At 62.5% G+C, this 18479-nt stretch carries 12 protein-coding genes, 2 pseudogenes and 1 riboswitch; of the genes and pseudogenes, 6 read left to right on the top strand and 8 right to left on the bottom strand.

Annotated features, from left to right (window positions below; genetic code table 11):
- Nucleotides 1–34: 34 nt before the first annotated feature.
- The 6 genes and pseudogenes from LDP01_RS15400 to speB form a co-directional block, all read right to left on the bottom strand.
- Nucleotides 35–2110, bottom strand: a complete 2076-nt coding sequence (locus LDP01_RS15400; RefSeq protein ID WP_276573609.1) for an ABC transporter ATP-binding protein — start codon at nucleotides 2108–2110, stop codon at nucleotides 35–37.
- Nucleotides 2107–3840 carry an ABC transporter ATP-binding protein gene (locus LDP01_RS15395; protein ID WP_224091220.1) on the bottom strand — a complete coding sequence of 578 codons (1734 nt, stop codon included), beginning with the start codon at nucleotides 3838–3840 and terminating at the stop codon, nucleotides 2107–2109. The genes LDP01_RS15400 and LDP01_RS15395 overlap by 4 nt, the downstream gene beginning before the upstream one ends.
- 317 nt (nucleotides 3841–4157) lie before the next feature.
- Nucleotides 4158–6146, bottom strand: a complete 1989-nt coding sequence (locus tag LDP01_RS15390) for an MFS transporter (RefSeq protein WP_527249087.1) — start codon at nucleotides 6144–6146, stop codon at nucleotides 4158–4160.
- Nucleotides 6147–6221: 75 nt separating this feature from the next.
- A complete protein-coding gene (locus LDP01_RS15385) occupies nucleotides 6222–6704 on the bottom strand; it encodes a MarR family winged helix-turn-helix transcriptional regulator (RefSeq protein WP_224091218.1) in 483 nt (160 codons plus the stop codon).
- 140 nt (nucleotides 6705–6844) lie between these two features.
- Nucleotides 6845–8549 (bottom strand): annotated as a pseudogene (locus LDP01_RS15380) (thiamine pyrophosphate-binding protein).
- Nucleotides 8546–9616: an agmatinase gene (speB, locus tag LDP01_RS15375; protein ID WP_224093803.1), complete on the bottom strand. Its 1071-nt coding sequence runs from the start codon at nucleotides 9614–9616 to the stop codon at nucleotides 8546–8548. Before speB ends, LDP01_RS15380 begins: the two are co-directional and overlap by 4 nt.
- Nucleotides 9617–9848: 232 nt before the next feature.
- Here speB and LDP01_RS15370 point away from each other — a divergent pair.
- A pseudogene (locus LDP01_RS15370) lies at nucleotides 9849–11823 on the top strand (amino acid transporter).
- A gap of 34 nt (nucleotides 11824–11857) precedes the next feature.
- On the opposite strand, the gene LDP01_RS15365 reads toward LDP01_RS15370, so the two are convergent.
- The gene (locus LDP01_RS15365; protein WP_224093801.1) at nucleotides 11858–12433 is read right to left on the bottom strand and encodes a helix-turn-helix domain-containing protein; all 576 of its coding nucleotides are present in this window, start codon (nucleotides 12431–12433) and stop codon (nucleotides 11858–11860) included.
- 265 nt (nucleotides 12434–12698) lie between these two features.
- Here LDP01_RS15365 and LDP01_RS15360 point away from each other — a divergent pair, with 265 nt between their 5' ends.
- Nucleotides 12699–14240 carry a sodium:solute symporter family protein gene (locus LDP01_RS15360; RefSeq protein ID WP_224093800.1) on the top strand — a complete coding sequence of 514 codons (1542 nt, stop codon included), beginning with the start codon at nucleotides 12699–12701 and terminating at the stop codon, nucleotides 14238–14240.
- 162 nt (nucleotides 14241–14402) lie between these two features.
- A riboswitch (SAM riboswitch) is annotated at nucleotides 14403–14522 on the top strand.
- A 15-nt stretch (nucleotides 14523–14537) separates the two neighbouring features.
- Nucleotides 14538–14837 carry a hypothetical protein gene (locus LDP01_RS15355; RefSeq protein WP_224093798.1) on the top strand — a complete coding sequence of 100 codons (300 nt, stop codon included), beginning with the start codon at nucleotides 14538–14540 and terminating at the stop codon, nucleotides 14835–14837.
- 9 nt (nucleotides 14838–14846) lie between these two features.
- Here LDP01_RS15355 and LDP01_RS15350 read toward each other — a convergent pair whose 3' ends face one another.
- On the bottom strand, nucleotides 14847–15041 hold the full coding sequence (locus LDP01_RS15350) for a hypothetical protein (protein WP_224093790.1): 195 nt from the start codon (nucleotides 15039–15041) through the stop codon (nucleotides 14847–14849).
- Between the two features lie 278 nt (nucleotides 15042–15319).
- On the opposite strand from LDP01_RS15350, the gene LDP01_RS15345 reads away from it, so the two are divergent.
- The 3 genes from LDP01_RS15345 to LDP01_RS15335 all read left to right on the top strand — a co-directional run bounded on the left by LDP01_RS15345 (nucleotide 15320) and on the right by LDP01_RS15335 (nucleotide 18472).
- Nucleotides 15320–16483 carry a VIT1/CCC1 transporter family protein gene (locus tag LDP01_RS15345; protein WP_224093788.1) on the top strand — a complete coding sequence of 388 codons (1164 nt, stop codon included), beginning with the start codon at nucleotides 15320–15322 and terminating at the stop codon, nucleotides 16481–16483.
- 144 nt (nucleotides 16484–16627) lie between these two features.
- Nucleotides 16628–17440, top strand: a complete 813-nt coding sequence (locus LDP01_RS15340) for a matrixin family metalloprotease (protein ID WP_527249086.1) — start codon at nucleotides 16628–16630, stop codon at nucleotides 17438–17440.
- A gap of 117 nt (nucleotides 17441–17557) precedes the next feature.
- Complete coding sequence (locus tag LDP01_RS15335; protein WP_224093773.1) at nucleotides 17558–18472, top strand: matrixin family metalloprotease; 915 nt, start codon at nucleotides 17558–17560, stop codon at nucleotides 18470–18472.
- Nucleotides 18473–18479: the final 7 nt, after the last annotated feature.

Raw genomic sequence — 18479 nt, 5'->3', positions numbered from 1 at the left:
CGGGAGTGCAATCCGGTACTCAGGGAATTCGCGCTCAGCTGTGCACCGCCGTCGAGTCATCCACGGCGGTCTCTTCCTCACCGGCAAACTGGGACATGTACAGGCGGTAGTAGGCACCTTGGAGCGTCAGCAACTGGTTGTGGTTGCCCTGCTCAACGATCCGCCCGTTCTCCATCACCAAGATGGTATCGGCGTCGCGGATGGTGGACAACCGGTGGGCGATGACGAAGCTCGTCCGGTCCGTGCGGAGCGCAGCCATGGCCTTCTGCAGCAGCAGCTCAGTACGTGTATCCACTGAGCTCGTAGCTTCATCAAGGATCAGCAGCGAAGGATCGGAGACGAAAGCACGGGCAATCGTGATGAGCTGCTTCTCACCGGCGCTGACGTTGTTGCCTTCTTCATCGATGATCGTCTGGTAACCGTCCGGCAGAGCCCGGACGAAGCGGTCCACGTAAGTGGCCTTGGCCGCTTCCATGATCTGTTCCTCGGTGGCGTCAAGGTTGCCGTATTTGATGTTGTCGTAGATGGTCCCGCCGAAGAGCCATGCATCCTGCAACACCATGCCCACCTTGGACCGCAGCTCGGAGCGGCTGAGGTCCTTGATGTCCACGCCGTCCAAAGTGATACGACCGGCATTGAGCTCGTAGAAGCGCATTACCAGGTTCACCAAGGTGGTCTTTCCAGCTCCCGTAGGCCCGACGATCGCTACCGTGTGCCCAGGCTCCGCACTGAAGGAGAGATCCTCGATGAGGGGCCTGTCCTCCACATAGCTGAACGAGACATGCTCGAACTCCACATGGCCGTCGGTCTTGGCTGGCAGATGGCGGGTACCGGTCTCTTCAACTTCTTCGTCGGCGTCAAGGAATTCAAAGACGCGCTCGGCCGAGGCCACACCGGACTGCAGCATGTTGGCCATACCGGCGATCTGGCCTAGCGGCTGGGTGAATTCACGCGAGTACTGGATGAACGCTGTGGCGTCGCCAAGACTCATGGAGCCGGAGGCAACCCGCAGGCCACCCACCACCGCAATGCCGACGTAGGACAGGTAGGACACGAAGTTCATGGCCGGGAAAATTACGCCGGAAACAAACTGGGCACCGAAGGATGCCTTGTACAAGGCCTCATTGCGTTCATCGAAGCGCACCAGCATGTCTGCATCACGGCCGAACACCTTGACGAGATCGTGTCCCGAGAAGGATTCCTCGATCTGGCCGTTCAGCGAGCCGGTGTTCTTCCACTGTGCAGCAAAGAGCTTCTGGCTCTTGGCACCAATGAAGCCAGCCATGACACCGGAAAGCGGCAAGGCGATCAACGCGATCAATGCCAGTTCCCAGGACACGATGAACATCATCACGGTGATTCCCACTACGGTGAGCACCGAGCTAACCAACTGTGCGAACGCCTGCTGAAGGCCCTGCTGGACGTTGTCGACGTCGTTGGTCACGCGGGAAAGGATGTCGCCGCGCTGACGTGTGTCGAAGTAGTTCAACGGCAGCCTGTTGAGCTTTGCCTGGACGTCATTACGGAGCTGCTTGATAACGCGCATGACAATCCTGTTGAGCAGCCAGCCTTGTGCCCACAGGAAGATGTTGGCCACAAAGTACATCAGGAGGACGATCGAAATGAGGAAGGTCAGCTTGGGGAAGTTGATCCCGTTGGTGAGTTCCATCTTGGAGACCATGTCCGCAAAGTTCTCTTGGCCTTGCTGGCGCATGAGCTCTACGAACTGTTCCTGCGAGACGCCTGGCGGGAGCTGCTTGCCCATGACGCCGCCGAAGATCACGTCCATCGCGGTGCCCAAAACCTTGGGGGCAATCACGTTCAGGACCACCGAGACCACCACAAGGCCGATCACGATAGAAACGCCAACGCTCTCAGGCTTCAACAGGCCCATGAGGCGCTTGGCCGATGGCCAGAACTCCTTGGCTTTCTTGGCTGGAAGATTGCCGAACATACCGCCATCTGCCTCGGACGGGACGTATTCCTCGTCCACGACGTCATCGTCAAGTGCCTCGGTTGCCACGTCTGCCTCGGCCGTGGCCTTGGCATTCTTCGCGGCCTTTGCCTTGGCAGCCCAGCCACGCTTCTTCTGCTGGTCCTGCTCGCTCATGCGACTTCCTCTACACTCAGCTGGGATTCAACGATTTCCTGGTACGTAGGAGAGGTTTCCAGCAGTTCATCGTGCGTTCCGCGATCCACGATCCGGCCGTTATCCAGGACCAGGATCTCGTCCGCATCGGCAATGGTCGAGACTCGCTGCGCGACGATGATCACTGTGGCGTCCTGCGTCTTGGCCTTCAAGGCCTTCCGGAGCCGGGCGTCGGTAGCGACGTCCAATGCGGAGAATGAATCGTCAAACAGATAGACATTCGGCTTGGTGACCAGGGCCCTTGCAATGGAAAGGCGCTGGCGCTGGCCGCCGGAGACGTTGGTGCCGCCCTGGGCGATGCGCCGGTTCAAGCCGGATGACTTTTCCTCTACGAAGCCCTTGGCCTGCGCCGTCTCCAGCGCCTCCCACAGTTCCTCGTCGGTAGCTTCGGGCTTGCCAAAGCGCAGGTTGTGCTCGATGGTGCCGGAGAAAAGGTACGGCTTCTGCGGAACAGCCGAGACGCGGCTGGTGATCTCCGACGCGTCCAGTTCGGTAACGGGGACGCCGTCGAGAAGGACGTCACCTGAAGCGACGTCGTAAAGCCGCGGCAGCAGGGAGACCAGGGTGGTCTTGCCTGCGCCCGTGGAACCGATGATGGCCAGGGTCTTGCCCGGCTCAGCGGTGAAGGAAATGTTGCTCAGCACCGGTGCCTCGGCCCCGGGGTACTTGAAGGTGACATCGCGGAACTCCACGTGGCCCTTCTTTTCCGCAGGAACCACGGGGGAAGCCGGGTTGTGGATGGAAGGCTCCACGTCCAGGACCTCGCCGATGCGGTCTGCACAGACGGAAGCACGGGGAATCATCATGGCCATGAAGGTACCCATCATGACTGCCATCAGGATCTGCAGGAGGTACTGCAGGAAAGCCGTGAGGGAGCCTACCTGCATGTCACCGGAGTCCACACGCTGACCGCCGAACCACAGCACCGCAGCGGTGGACAGGTGCAGGATCATGCCGATCGCCGGGAACATCAGGACAAAGAGATTGCCGATCTTCACGGAGACGGCGGTGAGGTCCTGGTTGGCGTCACCGAAACGTTTGGCTTCATAGGGTTCGCGCACAAAGGCACGGACAACACGGATACCAATGATTTGCTCGCGGAGCACACCGTTAATGGCATCTATCTTGGCCTGCATTGACCGGAAGAGCGGCATCAACCGGACCACGAGGTAGCCAACCACTGCCACCAGGATGGGCACGGAAACCCAGACCAACCAGGACAGGCTGAGGTCCTCGCGGAGGGCCATAATGATGCCACCCACGCACATGATAGGTGTGGAGACCATGAAGTTCAGGCCCATCAGCACCAGCATCTGGACCTGCTGGACATCATTGGTGCCACGGGTGATCAGTGTGGGAGCACCAAAACGGTTCACGTCCTGTGCGGAAAAGCTGCTCACTTGACGGTAGACGCTGCGCCGGAGGTCCCGGCCGATCGCCATTGCCGTCCGTGCACCGAAGTACACGGCTGCGACAGCGGTGAGCACCTGGCCGAGTGCGACGGCGAGCATCATGGCGCCCGTGCGCCAAATGAAATCGGTGTCGCCGCGGGAGACTCCCTCGTCAATGATTTTGGCGTTGAGGCTTGGGAGGTAGAGCGTGGCAATAGTGGACGCCAACTGGAATATGAGGACGGCCACTATCTGCGGCAAATACGGCTTGGAGTAGCGCCGTATAAGGGTGACAAGCATGCCCACGGGTCCTTAGAAAGAGTGCGTGAATGAAGTAAGAGAAGTGTTGCAGCAAGGGCTGACAGTATTAGCCTCCCTACTCTACGAAATCCGTTGCCTCGGCGAAACAACCCGGGGAAAAGATCATCCCAGCGGAGTATGTCCCGTGTCGGATCTGCTCCCGCTGGCGCAGCCATCACAGCCGATGCTGGCCGGATCAGCCGCTGTAGGCAACAAAAACGCCGGCTGGTCACAGCCGGCGCTTTCGGTCCCGCCCTCGTTCGCCACAGCCTGCTTAGTACGCCAGGAGTTTCGAACAAGGGCAGGATCCGTGGTGTCTAGCCCGCGTGCTTGCCGTGGTCCGGCCGCGCCTCCCGCGCTTCGACGCCTTGGAGGAGCAGCAATGCCATTCGCTCCTGCTGCCTGCGTTCGCGCTTGAGTTCCTTACGGATCGCGGCGAGTTTCTCTGCGGTACTCGCCTGCTGCGCCGCGATGGTTTGCTGCTCCCGCAACCGTGCCTGTAGCTCAACGTTGGCCCGGCTGAGCTGCAATTGCTGTTCCGCCAGGACGTACTGGGTGCGGGACAGCTGCTCCTGGACTTCCTTGACGTCAACCGTGGCGTGGGGGCGTTCCTGGGTCAGGATCCGCGCGAATTCGAGGTCAAGATCGGATCCGGAGTCCGTGGACCGAACCTGGCGGCTGGCCCCAGGGACGGAGCGATCGGCACCCAGGCGGGCGCCGCCGTCGTCCGCTTTCCCCGCATCCAAGGTCGCTGTATCCAACGACATGGCAGCATCTCCGGACGCCGTCGCCATGAGTTCGGACTCGGGCGCCGCGTCAACGGTGCGCCGCAGGGGGCGTTCCTTGATGAACAGCACAGCCAGGAGTGCCACCACACTGATGATGGCGGAGATCAGGAAGATCTGGGCAGTGGCGTCGCCGTAAGCCGCGCGCATGATTTCCGCGATGGGCGCCGGCATATCGGCCAAGTCCATGCTGGCGCCGGACCCGCCACCTTGGACCGGAATGCCGGCGGCGGCCATCCCTTCAACGGCCAGGTCCTTCACGTGGTTGGACATGATGGCACCCAGGACGGACACGCCGATTGCGCCGCCTACGGAGCGGAAGAACGCAACCGAAGCGCTGGCCGTACCGATGTCCTTCGCTTGAACGGTGTTCTGCACGGCGAGCACCAGGTTCTGCATCAGCATGCCCAAGCCGAGGCCGAACACTCCGGTGTAGATGGCTACGATCCAGAGTTCTGTGGTGTGGTCCATCGTGCCGGCGAATGCGAGGCCGCCGATCAGGAGCACGGAGCCGGCGATCAGGAACCGCTTCCATTTGCCAAAGCGGCTGATCAGGATGCCCGATGCCACAGAACCAATAAGGTTGCCGGCGATCATTGGCAGCGTGAGCAGCCCTGCCTCGGTCGGCGTGGCTCCACGGGCAACCTGGAAGTATTGGCCCAGGAAGGTGGACGAACCAAACATGGCGATACCGACCGCGATGGAAGCGATGATGGCAAGTGCCGTGGTGCGCTCGGAGATGATCTTGAGTGGAATGATCGGCTGGGCGACTTTGGTTTCCACCAGCACCAGGAGCGCCAGCAGCGCTACACCACCGCCCACCATGAGCGCTGACTGCCAGGAGAACCAGTCGTAGTAGTCCGGGTTGCCGGCGAAGGAAATCCAGATCAGGAGCAGGCTCACGCCCGAAGTCAGGAGGATGGAGCCGAGCCAGTCGATCTTGGCGGGGCGCTTGATGTGCTGGATCTTCAGGGTCACCTGAAGCAGGATGAGTGCGACGACGGCCAGCGGCACGCAGACGAAGAACGTCCAGCGCCAGCCGAGCGGGCTGTCCACAATGAAGCCACCCAGCAGCGGGCCGCCGGCAGTGCCCACCGCCATGACGGCACCCATGTAGCCGGAGTATTTGCCGCGGTCGCGCGGCGGAATCATGGAACCGATGATTGCCTGGGCCAGGGCGGTGAGGCCACCCATGGCGATGCCCTGAATGACACGCGCAGTAAGCAGCAGCGGAATCGTCTCGGACAAGCCGGCCATGACGGAGCCCGCCACGAAAATGATGATGCTCAGCTGGACCAGGAGCTTCTTGTCGAAGAGGTCCGCGAGCTTGCCCCAGATGGGCGTGGTGGCCGCGTTCGCCAGCAAAGCGGCGGTGATGACCCAAGCGAAATCGGTTTGCGTGCCCTTGAGTTCGGACATGATGGTTGGCAGCGCGTTGGCGACGATTGTGCTGCTGAGGATCGCCGTGAAGAAGGCCGCGAGGAGACCTGTGAGGGCTTCCATGATTTGCCGGTGCGTCATGGGTGCGGCGGTTTGCCCCGGGGTGGCATTCTGAAGTGGGGTGGCATTCTGAACTGGTGTGGCCATGCGTGGCTCCTAAGCTGTGTGAGTAGTCGTAGTGGAGCCGGCCGCCGTTGCCCGGATTGAGTCCTTGAGGGACGTCGTGAGTTTGTTGATGACCTGGGAGGCCTCGAGGGCGTCCGCCTCGCTCCAGTCCGCCAGGTAATCCCGCAGCCTCACGCTGCGTTGTTCTTCGAAGTCGCGCAGCTTGGCCGCGCCATCCTCCGTCAGGGCAAGGAGCTGGGCCCTGCCGTCCGCCGGATCAGGCCGCCTGGCGACGAAGCCAAGTTCCTCGAGTTCGGCGATATGCCTGCTGAGGACCGGCGCACTGACACCCAGGCGCGCAGCCAGCGCCGTTGCCCGGGTCTCCCCCTCGCCGATAAAGCGCATGACGCCCTGGACTGCCATCCCGACGTCGGGAACGCGGGCCATGTGGGCGGTCACCACGCAGCGCAGGGTGCGCTGGAGGTCGAAGATTTGATGCACAAGATCGGTTGCTGTGGCAGAACCGACTGACATGGAAGAACACCCCTTTTTTGTTTGCCTAGAGCAACTATAACCCATATTGATTGCTTTGGGAAACTAAAGAAGAGCCTGGGCTGTTAAAGCAATCAAGCCCCCGCACGGAAAACGTGCGGGGGCTTGATTGCTTTGGGTTCTTAGTGGTCCAGGTGGGTCGGGCCAAACATCTTTAGCAGCGTCTCAACCACGACGACGTTGGGACCGTCCGCCTCGAAGGACGCCTTGAGCGCGTCCCCCACTTCCTCCGGGGAAACCCGGCGCGCCGGAACACCGAACGACTCGGCCAGCTTCACGAAGTCCGGCCGTGCGAGCTCAGTGGCCGTGGCCTTGCCGAAAGCACCCACCATGTATTCGCGGAGGATGCCATAGCCGCCGTCGTCCACGATCAGCCAGGTGACCGGGATATTGTGCTGCTTCGCCGTAGCCAACTCCGAAATGGAGTACATCGAGGAACCGTCACCGGAAACAGCAAGCACCCTGCCGGGTTTGCCGGTGGTTTCCAGGCCCACGGCACCGCCGATGGCTGCCGGGAAGCCGTAGCCGAGGCCGCCGGCACCTTGGGCTGAGTGGAATTGGCCCTCGCGGGCGTCCCAGCAACTCCATCCCCAGTACGCGGAGATGGTCATGTCCCAGAAGGTCTGCATGTCGGCGGGAACCGCTTCACGGATGTCGGCCATGAATTTCAGTTCCTTGGCCAGATCCTGGGATTCAAGGCGTGCCTTGACCTTGGTCAGGGACTCCTTGACCACTTCTTCCGGGCTGGTGCCGTGCCAGGACCGAGTCACAGTGTCCGCGGCACCAGCTGCTGCCAGCGCCTCGTCCAAGGCTGCCAGGGCCCTGGCCCGCGTCGGCACGGATGCCCAAGCCTGGCCGGTTGGATTCGAGGACGCGCGGTTCGGCGTCGATCTGGATGATGCGGCCGCGGGGTTCGAACGTGAAGTAGTTGGACGTAACCTCACCGAGGGATGAACCGATGACGATCAGCACGTCGGCATCTTCAAGGACATCGGTCATGTACCGGTCCTCGATCCACGACTGCAGCGATAACTCGTGCTTCCACGGGAATGCACCGTTGCCGCCAGGGGTGCAAATGACGGGGGCGCGCAGCTGCTCGGCAATGGACAGCAGCGACTTCTCAGCCCGGCCACGGCGCGTACCGCCGCCTGCGATGATCGCCGGACGTTCCGCCGTCGAAAGCCACTTCACGGCCTCGCGGATCAGCTCGACGCGCGGCGGGTTGTCTGCTGCCTCGGCGAGCGCGTCCTCCACGGGCGGGACCATGATCGGATCCAGCAGGACGTTCTGCGGAATCTCGATCCACACCGGCCCCTGCGGCGAGGAAATGGCCTCGGTCCAGGCGTCCTGGATGGCCGACGGGATGCCCGAGGCATGCTGGATCAGGCGCTGGCTCTTGGTGACGTTCGCGGCCGAAGCCTTCTGGTCGTCCAACTGGTGCAGCATGCCCTTGCGGCGCGCACCCAGGCCCTCAAGCGGAATCTGGCTGGCAACAACCACCATCGGAACACCGGTGGCATACGCCTCCTGCAAACCGGCAAGGGAGGTGAGCGCACCCGGACCGGTGGACAGGAACAGCACGCCCACCTCGCCGGTGGCGCGGGAGTAGCCATCAGCCGCAAACGCCGAATTGTTCTCCACGCGCGAAGACACGAAGTGCAGGTTGCCGCGGCCCATGGCGTCAAAGAGGCCCAAAGCGTGTTGTCCGGGGATACCGAAGACCGTCTTGGCACCCAGCGCCTCGAGGGTCTCGACGACGAGGTCCCCACCGTTGCGCTGATCGGTACCCCGGGTCGGGGCCGCAGTGCCTGGATCGAAATCAATCATCGCGTCTCTCCAGCGGTGCCGGTTGCCTGGGCGAGTTCTGCGATGCGGGCACCGAGGGCCTGCTGGGCATAGCCGTTCGGTGCACCGAGACGGTCGCCCTCCACGGCGTTATCCGCCATGAGGGTTACCAGTTCATAAGCAACGTGACTGCCGGCCACGCCCGTGATTTCCGCGTGGTCATAAGCCGGGGCAACTTCCACAATGTCAGCACCCACGAGGTTCATGCCACGGAATCCACGGATGATTTCGAGGAGTTCCCGGCTGGTGATGCCGCCTGCTTCGGGCGTACCGGTGCCGGGGGCGTGTGCGGGATCCAGGACGTCGATGTCCACGGAGATGTACAGCGGACGGTTGCCGATGCGGTCGCGGATCTTGGCCACCGTCTCCAGGACGCCCTGGTAGTAGACGTCAGCGGAGGTGACGATTCCGAAGCCAAAGCGGTGGTCGTCGTCGAGGTCCTTTTTGCCGTACAGCGGACCGCGGGTACCCACGTGGCTGATGGCCTCCGTGTCCAGGATGCCTTCTTCCACTGCGCGGCGGAACGGCGTACCGTGCGTGTATTCCGCACCGAAGTAGGTGTCCCAGGTGTCCAGGTGTGCGTCGAAGTGGAGCATGGCCACTGGCTCACCGGCGCGCTCCGCTGCTGCCCTCAGGAGCGGAAGGGCGATGGTGTGGTCGCCACCCAGGGTGACCAGCTTGCTCCCGCTGGCCGTAAGGTCCAGCGCGTTCTGCTGAATGGCCTCAATGGCCTCGTTGATGTTGAACGGGTTCACCGCCATGTCGCCGGCATCCGCCACCTGGATGTTCTCGAAGGGGCTGACATCCCAGGCAGGGTTGTACGGGCGCAGCAGGCGGCTGGCCTCACGTACGTGGTTAGCGCCGAAACGGGCGCCGGGGCGGTAGGAAACACCGGAGTCAAAGGGCACGCCCACAACGGTGACGTCGGCCTTGGAGACCTGGTCCAGGCGGGGCAGGCGGGCGTAGGTGGCAGCACCGGCGTAGCGCGGGATGCGGGACGAATCGATGGGACCAAGGTTCCCGTTGGCCTCAATACGGAGCTCTTCCAAAATGCGCCACTCCTTAGTGGATAGGTCGAGATGAATCAGTAACTGTGACACCCATCATACACTCAAAGTTTCCTAATAAGCATCATCTGTTTACAAGTTTCCTTCAAGGTCCCGGCCCTATGAGATGCCGGTCACATCCGGCGTAAAGATTCCATAAAAACCGGGGTCCAGGCGCAGAATGCGGCCATACGCTCCTTTGCGTGAGCAGCACCGTGCTGCCCGGAAGGACAACGTGACCACCCTGACGAGGCCGCCAGCCGACCCTGCCGACCGGCACAAAAAGGCATTCCACCTCAAATCATGGCTGCTTGAAGGAATGCCGGATACCTCGGGCAAGCGGCAGGGTCCCCACGGAAAGCCTGCGGAAGCCCACAAACCGCAAGCTTGGTGGAAGGTCATGTGCCTGACAGGCCTGGACTACTTCTCAACGCTGGGCTATCAGCCTGCCATCGCGGCCCTGGCTGCGGGATTACTGTCGCCATTGGCAACGCTGCTGCTGGTCTTCGTCACCTTGGCTGGCGCACTGCCTGTATACCGTCGAGTCGCCAGGGAAAGTCCTCGCGGCGAGGGTTCCATTGCCATGCTCGAGCGTCTGCTCCCCCGGTGGGGTGGCAAGTTGTTCGTCCTGGCACTCCTCGGCTTTGCGGCCACGGATTTCATGATCACCATCACGCTCTCCGCCGCCGACGCCACCGCCCACCTCATTGAGAACCCGTTCGCTCCACACTTCCTGGAAGGCCAGCAGGTTGTCATCACCCTGGCCCTGATTGCAGGACTGGGCATCGTCTTCCTGCGCGGATTCAAGGAAGCCATCAACGTGGCCGTCGTCCTGGTCGCCGCCTTTCTGGCACTGAACCTTGTGGTCGTCATCGTTTCCATCAGCCATGTCTTCACCGAGTCCCGGGTCATCTCAGACTGGTGGACCGCACTGAACACATCCCACGGTGATCCCATCCTGATGATTGCCCTTGCGCTGCTCGTTTTCCCGCGGCTGGCCCTTGGCCTCTCAGGGTTCGAGACCGGCGTCGCAGTCATGCCGCAGATCAACGGAGATCCTTCCGACACTGAAGCCAAGCCGGCCGGACGGATCAAGGGCGCCCACAAGCTCCTGACCACCGCCGCCATCATCATGAGTTCGTTCCTCATAACGTCCAGCTTCACCACCGTCATGCTGATCCCGGCCGCTGAATTCGAACCCGGCGGCAAGGCTGATGGGCGTGCCCTGGCTTTCCTCGCCCACAAGTTCCTGGGCGACGGATTTGGCACGGTGTACGACGCCAGTACCATCGCTATTCTGTGGTTTGCCGGAGCCTCGGCCATGGCGGGCCTCCTGAACCTGGTCCCCAGGTACCTGCCGCGCTACGGCATGGCTCCAGCGTGGGTCCGCGCATTGCGCCCACTCGTCCTGGTCTTCACAGTCATCGCCTTCATCGTGACGATTATTTTCCAAGCCGACGTCAACGCCCAGGGTGGCGCCTATGCCACGGGTGTACTCGTCCTGATCACGTCCGCCTCCATCGCAGTGACACTGTCCGCCCGGAGAAAGAAACAACGGGCACAGTTCATCGGGTTCGGAGTGGTTTCCCTGGTCTTCATCTACACAACCGTGGTCAACTCGATCGAGCGCCCGGACGGCCTGAAGATCGCCGCGCTGTTCATTCTGGGCATCATGGTGGTGAGCTTCATCTCCAGGATCCGGCGTGCTTTTGAGCTCCGTGCCACGCATATCAAAATGGACCAGACTGCACTCGAATTCACTGCAAACAACGTCGACGGCCCCTGTTCGGATCATCGCGCATGAACCAAAGCACCTCAGCGCCGGACGGTACCGGGAGAAGCTCCAACACGCGCAGCAGGCCAACCACCTGCCGCTGGATTGCGATGCGGTATTCATCGAGATCATTGTTGACGACAGCTCGGACTTCGAGCAGGAGCTGCAGGTTGTGGGCAAGAAACGGCATGGCTTCAAAATCCTGGAAGTCCACAGCAACAACGTGCCCAACACCCTTGCCGCCGTCCTGCTGCACATCCGCGACGTTACGGGTTTCATGCCGCACATCTACTTCCGCTGGACCGAGGGCAACCCCATCTCCAACCTCAGCAGGTTCCTTTTCTTTGGCGAGGGCGAGATCGCACCGGTGACCCGCGAGGTACTGCGTGAGGCTGAGCCGGACATCACCCGGCGCCCCTGGGTCCACGTGGGCTGACCCCGCCGCAGCACCCCGCAGCAGCGGGCAAGAGCTACTTGCTCGCTGCGGGCACCAGAATCCAGAGGACCTCGACGGTTTCGTCCGTGGGATTGACCCAGGTGTGGGGTTCCCTGCCCGGGAAGGAGAGGGTGTCCCCTTCTTCGAGGTCGTACTCCTCGTTGGTCAGGATGAGCTTGATGCGTCCCTTCACCACATGAAGGACGTCAACGTCGCAGTCCACGGCGTAGAGCTCGTTCTCACCACGGCCCCGTGGCTCGATGGTGGCCTGAAGGATCTGCAGGCGCCGCTCCGAACGGGCCGTTAACAAACGCTCCACAATGCCCTGGCCACCCAGCGAAATCCGGGGACCGTCGTCGCGCCTGGTCAGATGCGTTTCAGGAGCGGCAAACAGGTCTCCTACCGACACGGACAGGACCTGGCAAAGGGTTACAAGTGAAGCGACCGACGGTGACGTCAGATCCCTCTCGACACGGCTGAGGAAGCCCTTGGTCAAACCAGTTGCGTCCGCCACTTGCTCAATGGTGAGGCGCTGTGCCTGGCGGGCTGCGCGGATTCTGGAACCAATGGCAACGGGAACGTTGCTTGGTTCAACGGGGAGAGCCTTCATTCACGAACCTTTCAGGCCTGTCATTCGGCCCTGTCATTGCAGCAATAGTAGCGGGACCAGGGGCCGCTGGAGCCCTCAACAGCCCGAGGATGACCAAAGCCCCTTGACTGTTACTCCCATCACAACATATCCTCATAGGCAACAAGTGTTGTCTGTGAGGCACAACACGATCCCCAATCTCCCATCACCAGCACGGAGACTTCGACGCTTCCCAGGCGTATCGTCGAAAACCCAACCTCCGTGCACCAGCTCCAAGGAGCCACTCATGGACTCATCGTTCATAAACATCGCCATTGTGGTGGTGTACCTGCTTGCCATGCTTGCATTCGGCTGGTGGGGCAAGTCCCGCACCAAGAACAACAGCGACTTCCTGGTGGCCGGCCGCCGCCTTGGACCTTTCCTTTACACGGGCACCATGGCCGCAGTTGTCCTCGGTGGCGCATCCACCGTCGGCGGTGTCGGCCTGGGCTACAAGTTCGGCATCTCAGGTATGTGGCTGGTAGTCGCAATCGGCGCCGGCGTCCTCCTCCTGAGCCTGCTCTTCGCCGGCACCATCCAGCGCCTGAAGATCTACACGGTCTCCCAAATGCTGAGCCTTCGCTACGGCAGCAAGGCCACGCAGACCTCCGGAATCGTCATGCTGGCCTACACCCTCATGCTTTGTGCCACATCCACCGGCGCCTACGCCACCATCTTCGTGGTCCTCTTCGACTGGGAACGCTGGATGGCGATCGCCGTCGGCGGTGCAATTGTGCTTGTTTACTCGACCATCGGTGGCATGTGGTCCATCACCTTGGCCGACCAGGTCCAGTTCATCATCAAGACCGTGGGCATCTTCTTCCTGATGCTCCCGTTCGTCATGAACGCGGCCGGAGGACTGGACGGCATCCGTGAGCGCGTCGAGGCGAGCTTCTTCCAGATCGACGGAATCGGCGTCCAGACGATCATCACCTACTTCGTCGTGTACACACTCGGACTCCTGATCGGCCAGGACATCTGGCAGCGCGTCTTCACGGCCAAGACTCCCAAGGTTGCACGCTGGGGTGGAGCGACCGCCGGCGTTTACTGCATCCTCTACGGTGTGGCCGGTGCCTTGATCGGCCTGGCCGCCCGGGTGGCGCTCCCCAACATTGATGTCGCCAACCTCGGCAAGGACGTGGTCTACGCCGAGGTGGCAACCCACATCCTGCCCATCGGCATCGGCGGCCTGGTCATGGCCGCAGCTGTTGCAGCCATGATGTCCACCGCTTCAGGTGCCCTGATTGCCGCCGCCACGGTGGCCCGCGCAGATGTTGTTCCGTTCGTGGCCAGCTGGTTCGGCAAGACCATCAACACGGACGACACCGAAAACCCCGAGCACGACGTCAAAGCCAACCGTTACTGGGTTCTTGGCCTGGGCATCGTCGCGGTGTTGATCTCCATGGCCGCGCAGGACGTGGTTGTTGCCCTCACCATTGCTTACGACATCCTTGTGGGCGGCCTCCTCGTCGCGATTCTTGGCGGCCTGGTGTGGAAGCGCGGCACTGGTATCGCTGCTGCATGGTCCATGGCAGTGGGCTCGGTATTGACGTTGGCCTTGTTGATTCTGTTCGCCACTGGAGTCATTCCAAGCGTCGACGGCGTCTACGCCAACGAGCCCATCTACTACGGCCTCGCGGCCTCGTTCGTCGCCTACGTGGTGATTTCCCTCCTCACGCCGCCCACCGAACCCGAAGTCCGGGCCGCTTGGGAAAAGCGCGTGGCCGGAGCGGTATCTGACGAATTGCCCTTGGAAGCCCACCCCGTCAGCAGCCACAACGCCAGCTAACGGCCCAGGGCCGCAAGGCATCAGGTAAGAACTGAACTGAGCAATGGTCGACGGCGGCGCCGCCCCTTCCCGGGGCAGCGCCGCCGTTGCGCTGTGCGGGGGCGAGCGGATCCGAGGGCCACACTTCTCCCGGACAGCACTCCTCCAGTACAGTGGTCCCAGCTTCAAGAGAGGTGGCGCCAAGCTCCGACTGGCCACACACCAACCCCATGTTCACGGGTGGTTCGGATGAGGAAGCGGCCCGCCCCGGACCAGAGACAACCGAGCGGGCAAGAGCACTCCCCAAAGGAGCAGTCCTTGCCGTACCAAGGCGTTACCACCCCAAGCCAAAGCAGCCCCACCAAAACCGAAGCGCCCACTGTTCCGGTGATTCCCGGCGTCGACCTTGTCCTTGGGACGGTGACCCTGTTCCTGAACGGTGGGCTGGCCCGGTTCCGGCACCCCGAAGCGCGCCTGTTGGCGCATGCCCTTGCCCAGGCTGTGCGTCCATCGCGGTGGTGTGAATCGTCGAGGACGTTGACGGTGACTGTTGCAGCGCTCGGGCGTCCGGCGGGACTGGAGCGGCATTTCACCTTCGGTGAAGATGGCCCTGCCTAAGAAACGGTCCTAGAATTCCTCGTCTTCTTCCCCGCGGAATTCTTCGGTTTCATCCAGGGGGACAACCCGCTCGTCGTCATCCGGGACGTCGATTTCCTCCACCCAGGGTTCGTCGACTTCCTGGTCATCGCTGTAGTCGTAGGCGGGATCCGACTCGATGGTCTCCCGTTCGGGGTGGTTGGCGTGCGGTTCGGTGGTGTCCATGCTGCAACCTCCGTCTGGTGGGCTGGCAAGCAGCCTGCTGACCGAGTGCGGGGAGGGCCCCCGCCCCTGTCCTTCCATCTGAGCACTGTGCCTGAAGAGGGTCAAGGCAACGGCCCACATGGACCCAGGGAAAGGCTCCAGGCAGAGGATTGCAGCTTCGAAAATTAAGGCATGCCGAACATTCCAACTAAGGAATACCGGCCAAAAATCCGCGCCGATAAGCGGTACAGTGGGCGTGCAATGGGGCCGCAACTACCCCACCCAGCACAGGAGAAAAAGTGCAGAAGCACCAGGAATCCCACGGTTCGTCGAGCCCCGCTCCGGACCCCGCCCCCGGATCCGGAACACCGTCCCAACCAGCCCGGCCCACACCGGCGGACATCAGGCGCTGGCGTCAATACCTGGCCGACGAGCGTGCCGAAGCCGCCGTCTACCGGGAACTCGCCCAGCGTCGTGACGGCGAAGAACGGCAGATCCTGCTCGCCCTGGCCGAGGCCGAGAGACGGCACGAGGCACACTGGCTCAAGCTCTTGGGAGAACACGCCGGAATGCCGAAGGGAGCTTCCACCCGCAGCCAGCTGCTGGGCTTCCTGGCCCGGCACTTTGGTTCCGTGTTCGTCCTCGCGTTGGCGCAGCGCGCGGAAGGCCGCTCCCCCTACGGAGCCGAACCTGCCGCGACTCCAGCCATGGTTGCCGACGAACAAATCCACGAAGAAGTTGTCAGGGGCCTTGCCACCCGTGGCCGCAACAGGCTCTCCGGTACCTTCCGTGCTGCTGTTTTTGGCGCCAACGATGGCCTGGTGAGCAACCTTTCACTGGTTATGGGTATGGCAGCAACCGGCGTTCCCAGCCCGGTGGTCCTCATGAGTGGCGTGGCCGGTTTGCTGGCCGGCGCCCTGTCCATGGGTGCTGGCGAGTACGTTTCGGTCCGCTCGCAGCGGGAGTTGCTCAGCGCCACGCTGCCCACGCAGGCAACCCTCACAGCCGCCCCTTCTTTGGACATCGAGCACAACGAGCTTGTGCTGGTGTACTTGGCCCGCGGCATGACCCGTGAGGCAGCCGAGCACCGTGCCGCCGAACGCATGGGACTCTTCAGCTGCGACTGCGATCCCAGCCTCTCCTTGCAACCGGAGAAGGAGCAACCCGCTGACAACCACGAAACCGTGGGGTCTGCCTGGGGCGCTGCGATGTCCAGCTTCTGCTTCTTCGCCTCGGGTGCGATCGTGCCCATCCTTCCGTTTATTTTCGGCATGACGGGTATGGCGGCACTGATAGTAGCCGGTGTACTGGTGGGGATCGCGCTCCTGGCGACCGGCGCCGTCGTCGGGCTGTTGTCCGGGACCTCACCGCTGAGCCGTGGCTTCCGGCAGCTGGCGATCGGCCTGGGCGCCGCGGCCGCCACCTACGGGCTTGGCCTCGCGTTCGGAACGATGATCGTCTAGGCGGTAATGTTGGTTCGTCCTCCGCGCGGCCCCGCGTGACCGGGGCGTAGGGAATGGAGAACCGTGGATTCGGAGCAGCCGCCATTGCGCGCGCCAAAACACCGTCGTGCGGGCACAACCCTCCGAATTCTTCGCGGCGTCCTCATGGCCGGTGTCGCCGCGGTGGTGGCCGTCCTTGTCAGCGGTTTGCTCCACGGCGATCCGCGGATCATCGGGCTGTTTCCTGGCGTGGCCCTGCCCAATTCGCCCAAAAGCGAGCCGATCCAACAGACCCCGGCACGCGCCCTGGACGCGCCGCCTCCAGGAATCGACGAGGCCGACGCCCCGCTCGCATCGCCGCCGCCCCCAGCCAACGCCAGCGATTCATATAAGTTCCTGGCAACCAACGACGACGGCACTCCGGTTGGGTACTCGCCGTGCCGTCCCCTGCACTACGTGGTGAACGACGCCACCGCGCCTGAGGGTACGGATTCACTGCTTGCCACCGCAATCGCCAATATTTCCGCGGCGTCCGGAATCCAGTTCGTCAACGATGGCAGCACCGATGAGTTGCCCACCACTAAACGGGAACCCTACCAACCGTCCAAATATGGTGACCGGTGGGCACCCTTGCTCATTTCCTGGACAACGCCCGAGACCGCTCCTGCGCTGGCTGAGAGCGTCATCGGCACGGGCGGCAGCACCATGTACTCACTCAACAATGGTCCCAAGAGCTACATCACGGGAAGCCTGGAACTCGATACCCCGCAAGTGACGGAGCTTCTTGCCGAGGAGGGCGGTTCGGACTACGTGCTGGCGGTCATGCAGCACGAACTAGGGCACGTCATGGGCTTGGATCATGTTGATGATCCGGTTCAGCTGATGTATCCGGAGATCGGCGCCCCTGACGGGTTGGCTGCCGGCGACCTGAACGGCCTTCACCTCCTGGCCTCGGCTCCTTGCCGCAAGGACATCTGAAGCAGCGCAGCTTCCCAGGAATCGCCATGGACTCGCGGTCCCATGGGTTCTATCCTGACGGAAGCGGCCGACGGCGGCGCCCCACCGTCCGATTGGGCCGTCCCGTGAGGGGGTTCGATGGAACCTTATGGGTCGCCAGAGTGGCCAGACCCCTATCCCCCGCCGCCTTACCACCCGGAAGCCAAGCCGCCGCCCAGGCCTCCCATCAAGCACAGCAGCATCGCGGCCATCATGTTCCTGTTCGGCATCCTTGGTTTGGTCTGCGCCGGCGCCTACTTCAGCGGCGAACTTCAAAGGTTCTGGTCCGATTCCACAACGCAAAGCCAGGCGCCGCGGCCCGGGCTGGTTCCCTTTGGCCAGCGTCAGGATCCACTGCCCGGATTTGAGGAAGCCGACGCTCCCTTGGGCACGCCGGCGCCGTTGCAACGGACCAGCACTTCCTACAAATTCCTGGCCGTCAAGGAAGACGGCACTCCCCTTGCCTACTCCCCTTGCAGGCCGATCCACTACGTCGTGAACTCAAACCTGGCCCCCACGAGCTGGTATTCCATGGTGGAGGAAGCCGTTCGGCAGGCCAGCCTCGCCTCCGGGCTGCAGTTCATTTATGACGGTCCGACGTCCGAAATCCCCAGCACCAACAGGGCCGGGTACCAGCCCACCACATACGGGGACCGCTGGGCGCCGGTGCTCATTGCCTGGACCACACCGGAGCAGGTGCCGCGGCTAACCGGACAAACGGTGGGCTTGGGCGGAAGTTCCTCCATCGGCCTGAGCAACGGCTATAAGGCCTACGTGACCGGGTCGGTGTCGTTGGATGCACCGCAGTTTGCCGGGATCATGGACACACCCCAGGGCAAGGAAGTGGGCACGGCCGTGATCATGCACGAACTCGGACACGTTCTTGGCTTGGACCATGTGGATGACCCCCGCCAGCTGATGTACGACCAAGCCTCGTGGGTTCGCGAGTACGCTGCCGGGGACAAGACCGGCCTTGCCCAACTCGGCTCAGGCCCCTGCAGCAAGGACTTCTAGCTGCAGC

Source organism: Arthrobacter sp. StoSoilB13, assembly GCF_019977255.1.
In the GTDB taxonomy this organism is placed as follows: domain Bacteria; phylum Actinomycetota; class Actinomycetes; order Actinomycetales; family Micrococcaceae; genus Arthrobacter.
Note: the sequence above shows the minus strand (reverse complement) of the source record. Positions and strands in the feature narration are given on the sequence as shown.

Bases quoted from the DNA above. Each gene is read 5' to 3' on its own strand.
- LDP01_RS15400 (WP_276573609.1), bottom strand. From the start codon at position 2,110: ATGAGCGAGCAGGACCAGCAGAAGAAGCGTGGCTGGGCTGCCAAGGCA.
- LDP01_RS15395 (WP_224091220.1), bottom strand. From the start codon at position 3,840: ATGCTTGTCACCCTTATACGGCGCTACTCCAAGCCGTATTTGCCGCAG.
- LDP01_RS15390 (WP_527249087.1), bottom strand. From the start codon at position 6,146: ATGACGCACCGGCAAATCATGGAAGCCCTCACAGGTCTCCTCGCGGCC.
- LDP01_RS15385 (WP_224091218.1), bottom strand. From the start codon at position 6,704: ATGTCAGTCGGTTCTGCCACAGCAACCGATCTTGTGCATCAAATCTTC.
- LDP01_RS15365 (WP_224093801.1), bottom strand. From the start codon at position 12,433: ATGAAGGCTCTCCCCGTTGAACCAAGCAACGTTCCCGTTGCCATTGGT.
- LDP01_RS15360 (WP_224093800.1), top strand. From the start codon at position 12,699: ATGGACTCATCGTTCATAAACATCGCCATTGTGGTGGTGTACCTGCTT.
- LDP01_RS15350 (WP_224093790.1), bottom strand. From the start codon at position 15,041: ATGGACACCACCGAACCGCACGCCAACCACCCCGAACGGGAGACCATC.
- LDP01_RS15340 (WP_527249086.1), top strand. From the start codon at position 16,628: ATGGCCGGTGTCGCCGCGGTGGTGGCCGTCCTTGTCAGCGGTTTGCTC.
- LDP01_RS15335 (WP_224093773.1), top strand. From the start codon at position 17,558: ATGGAACCTTATGGGTCGCCAGAGTGGCCAGACCCCTATCCCCCGCCG.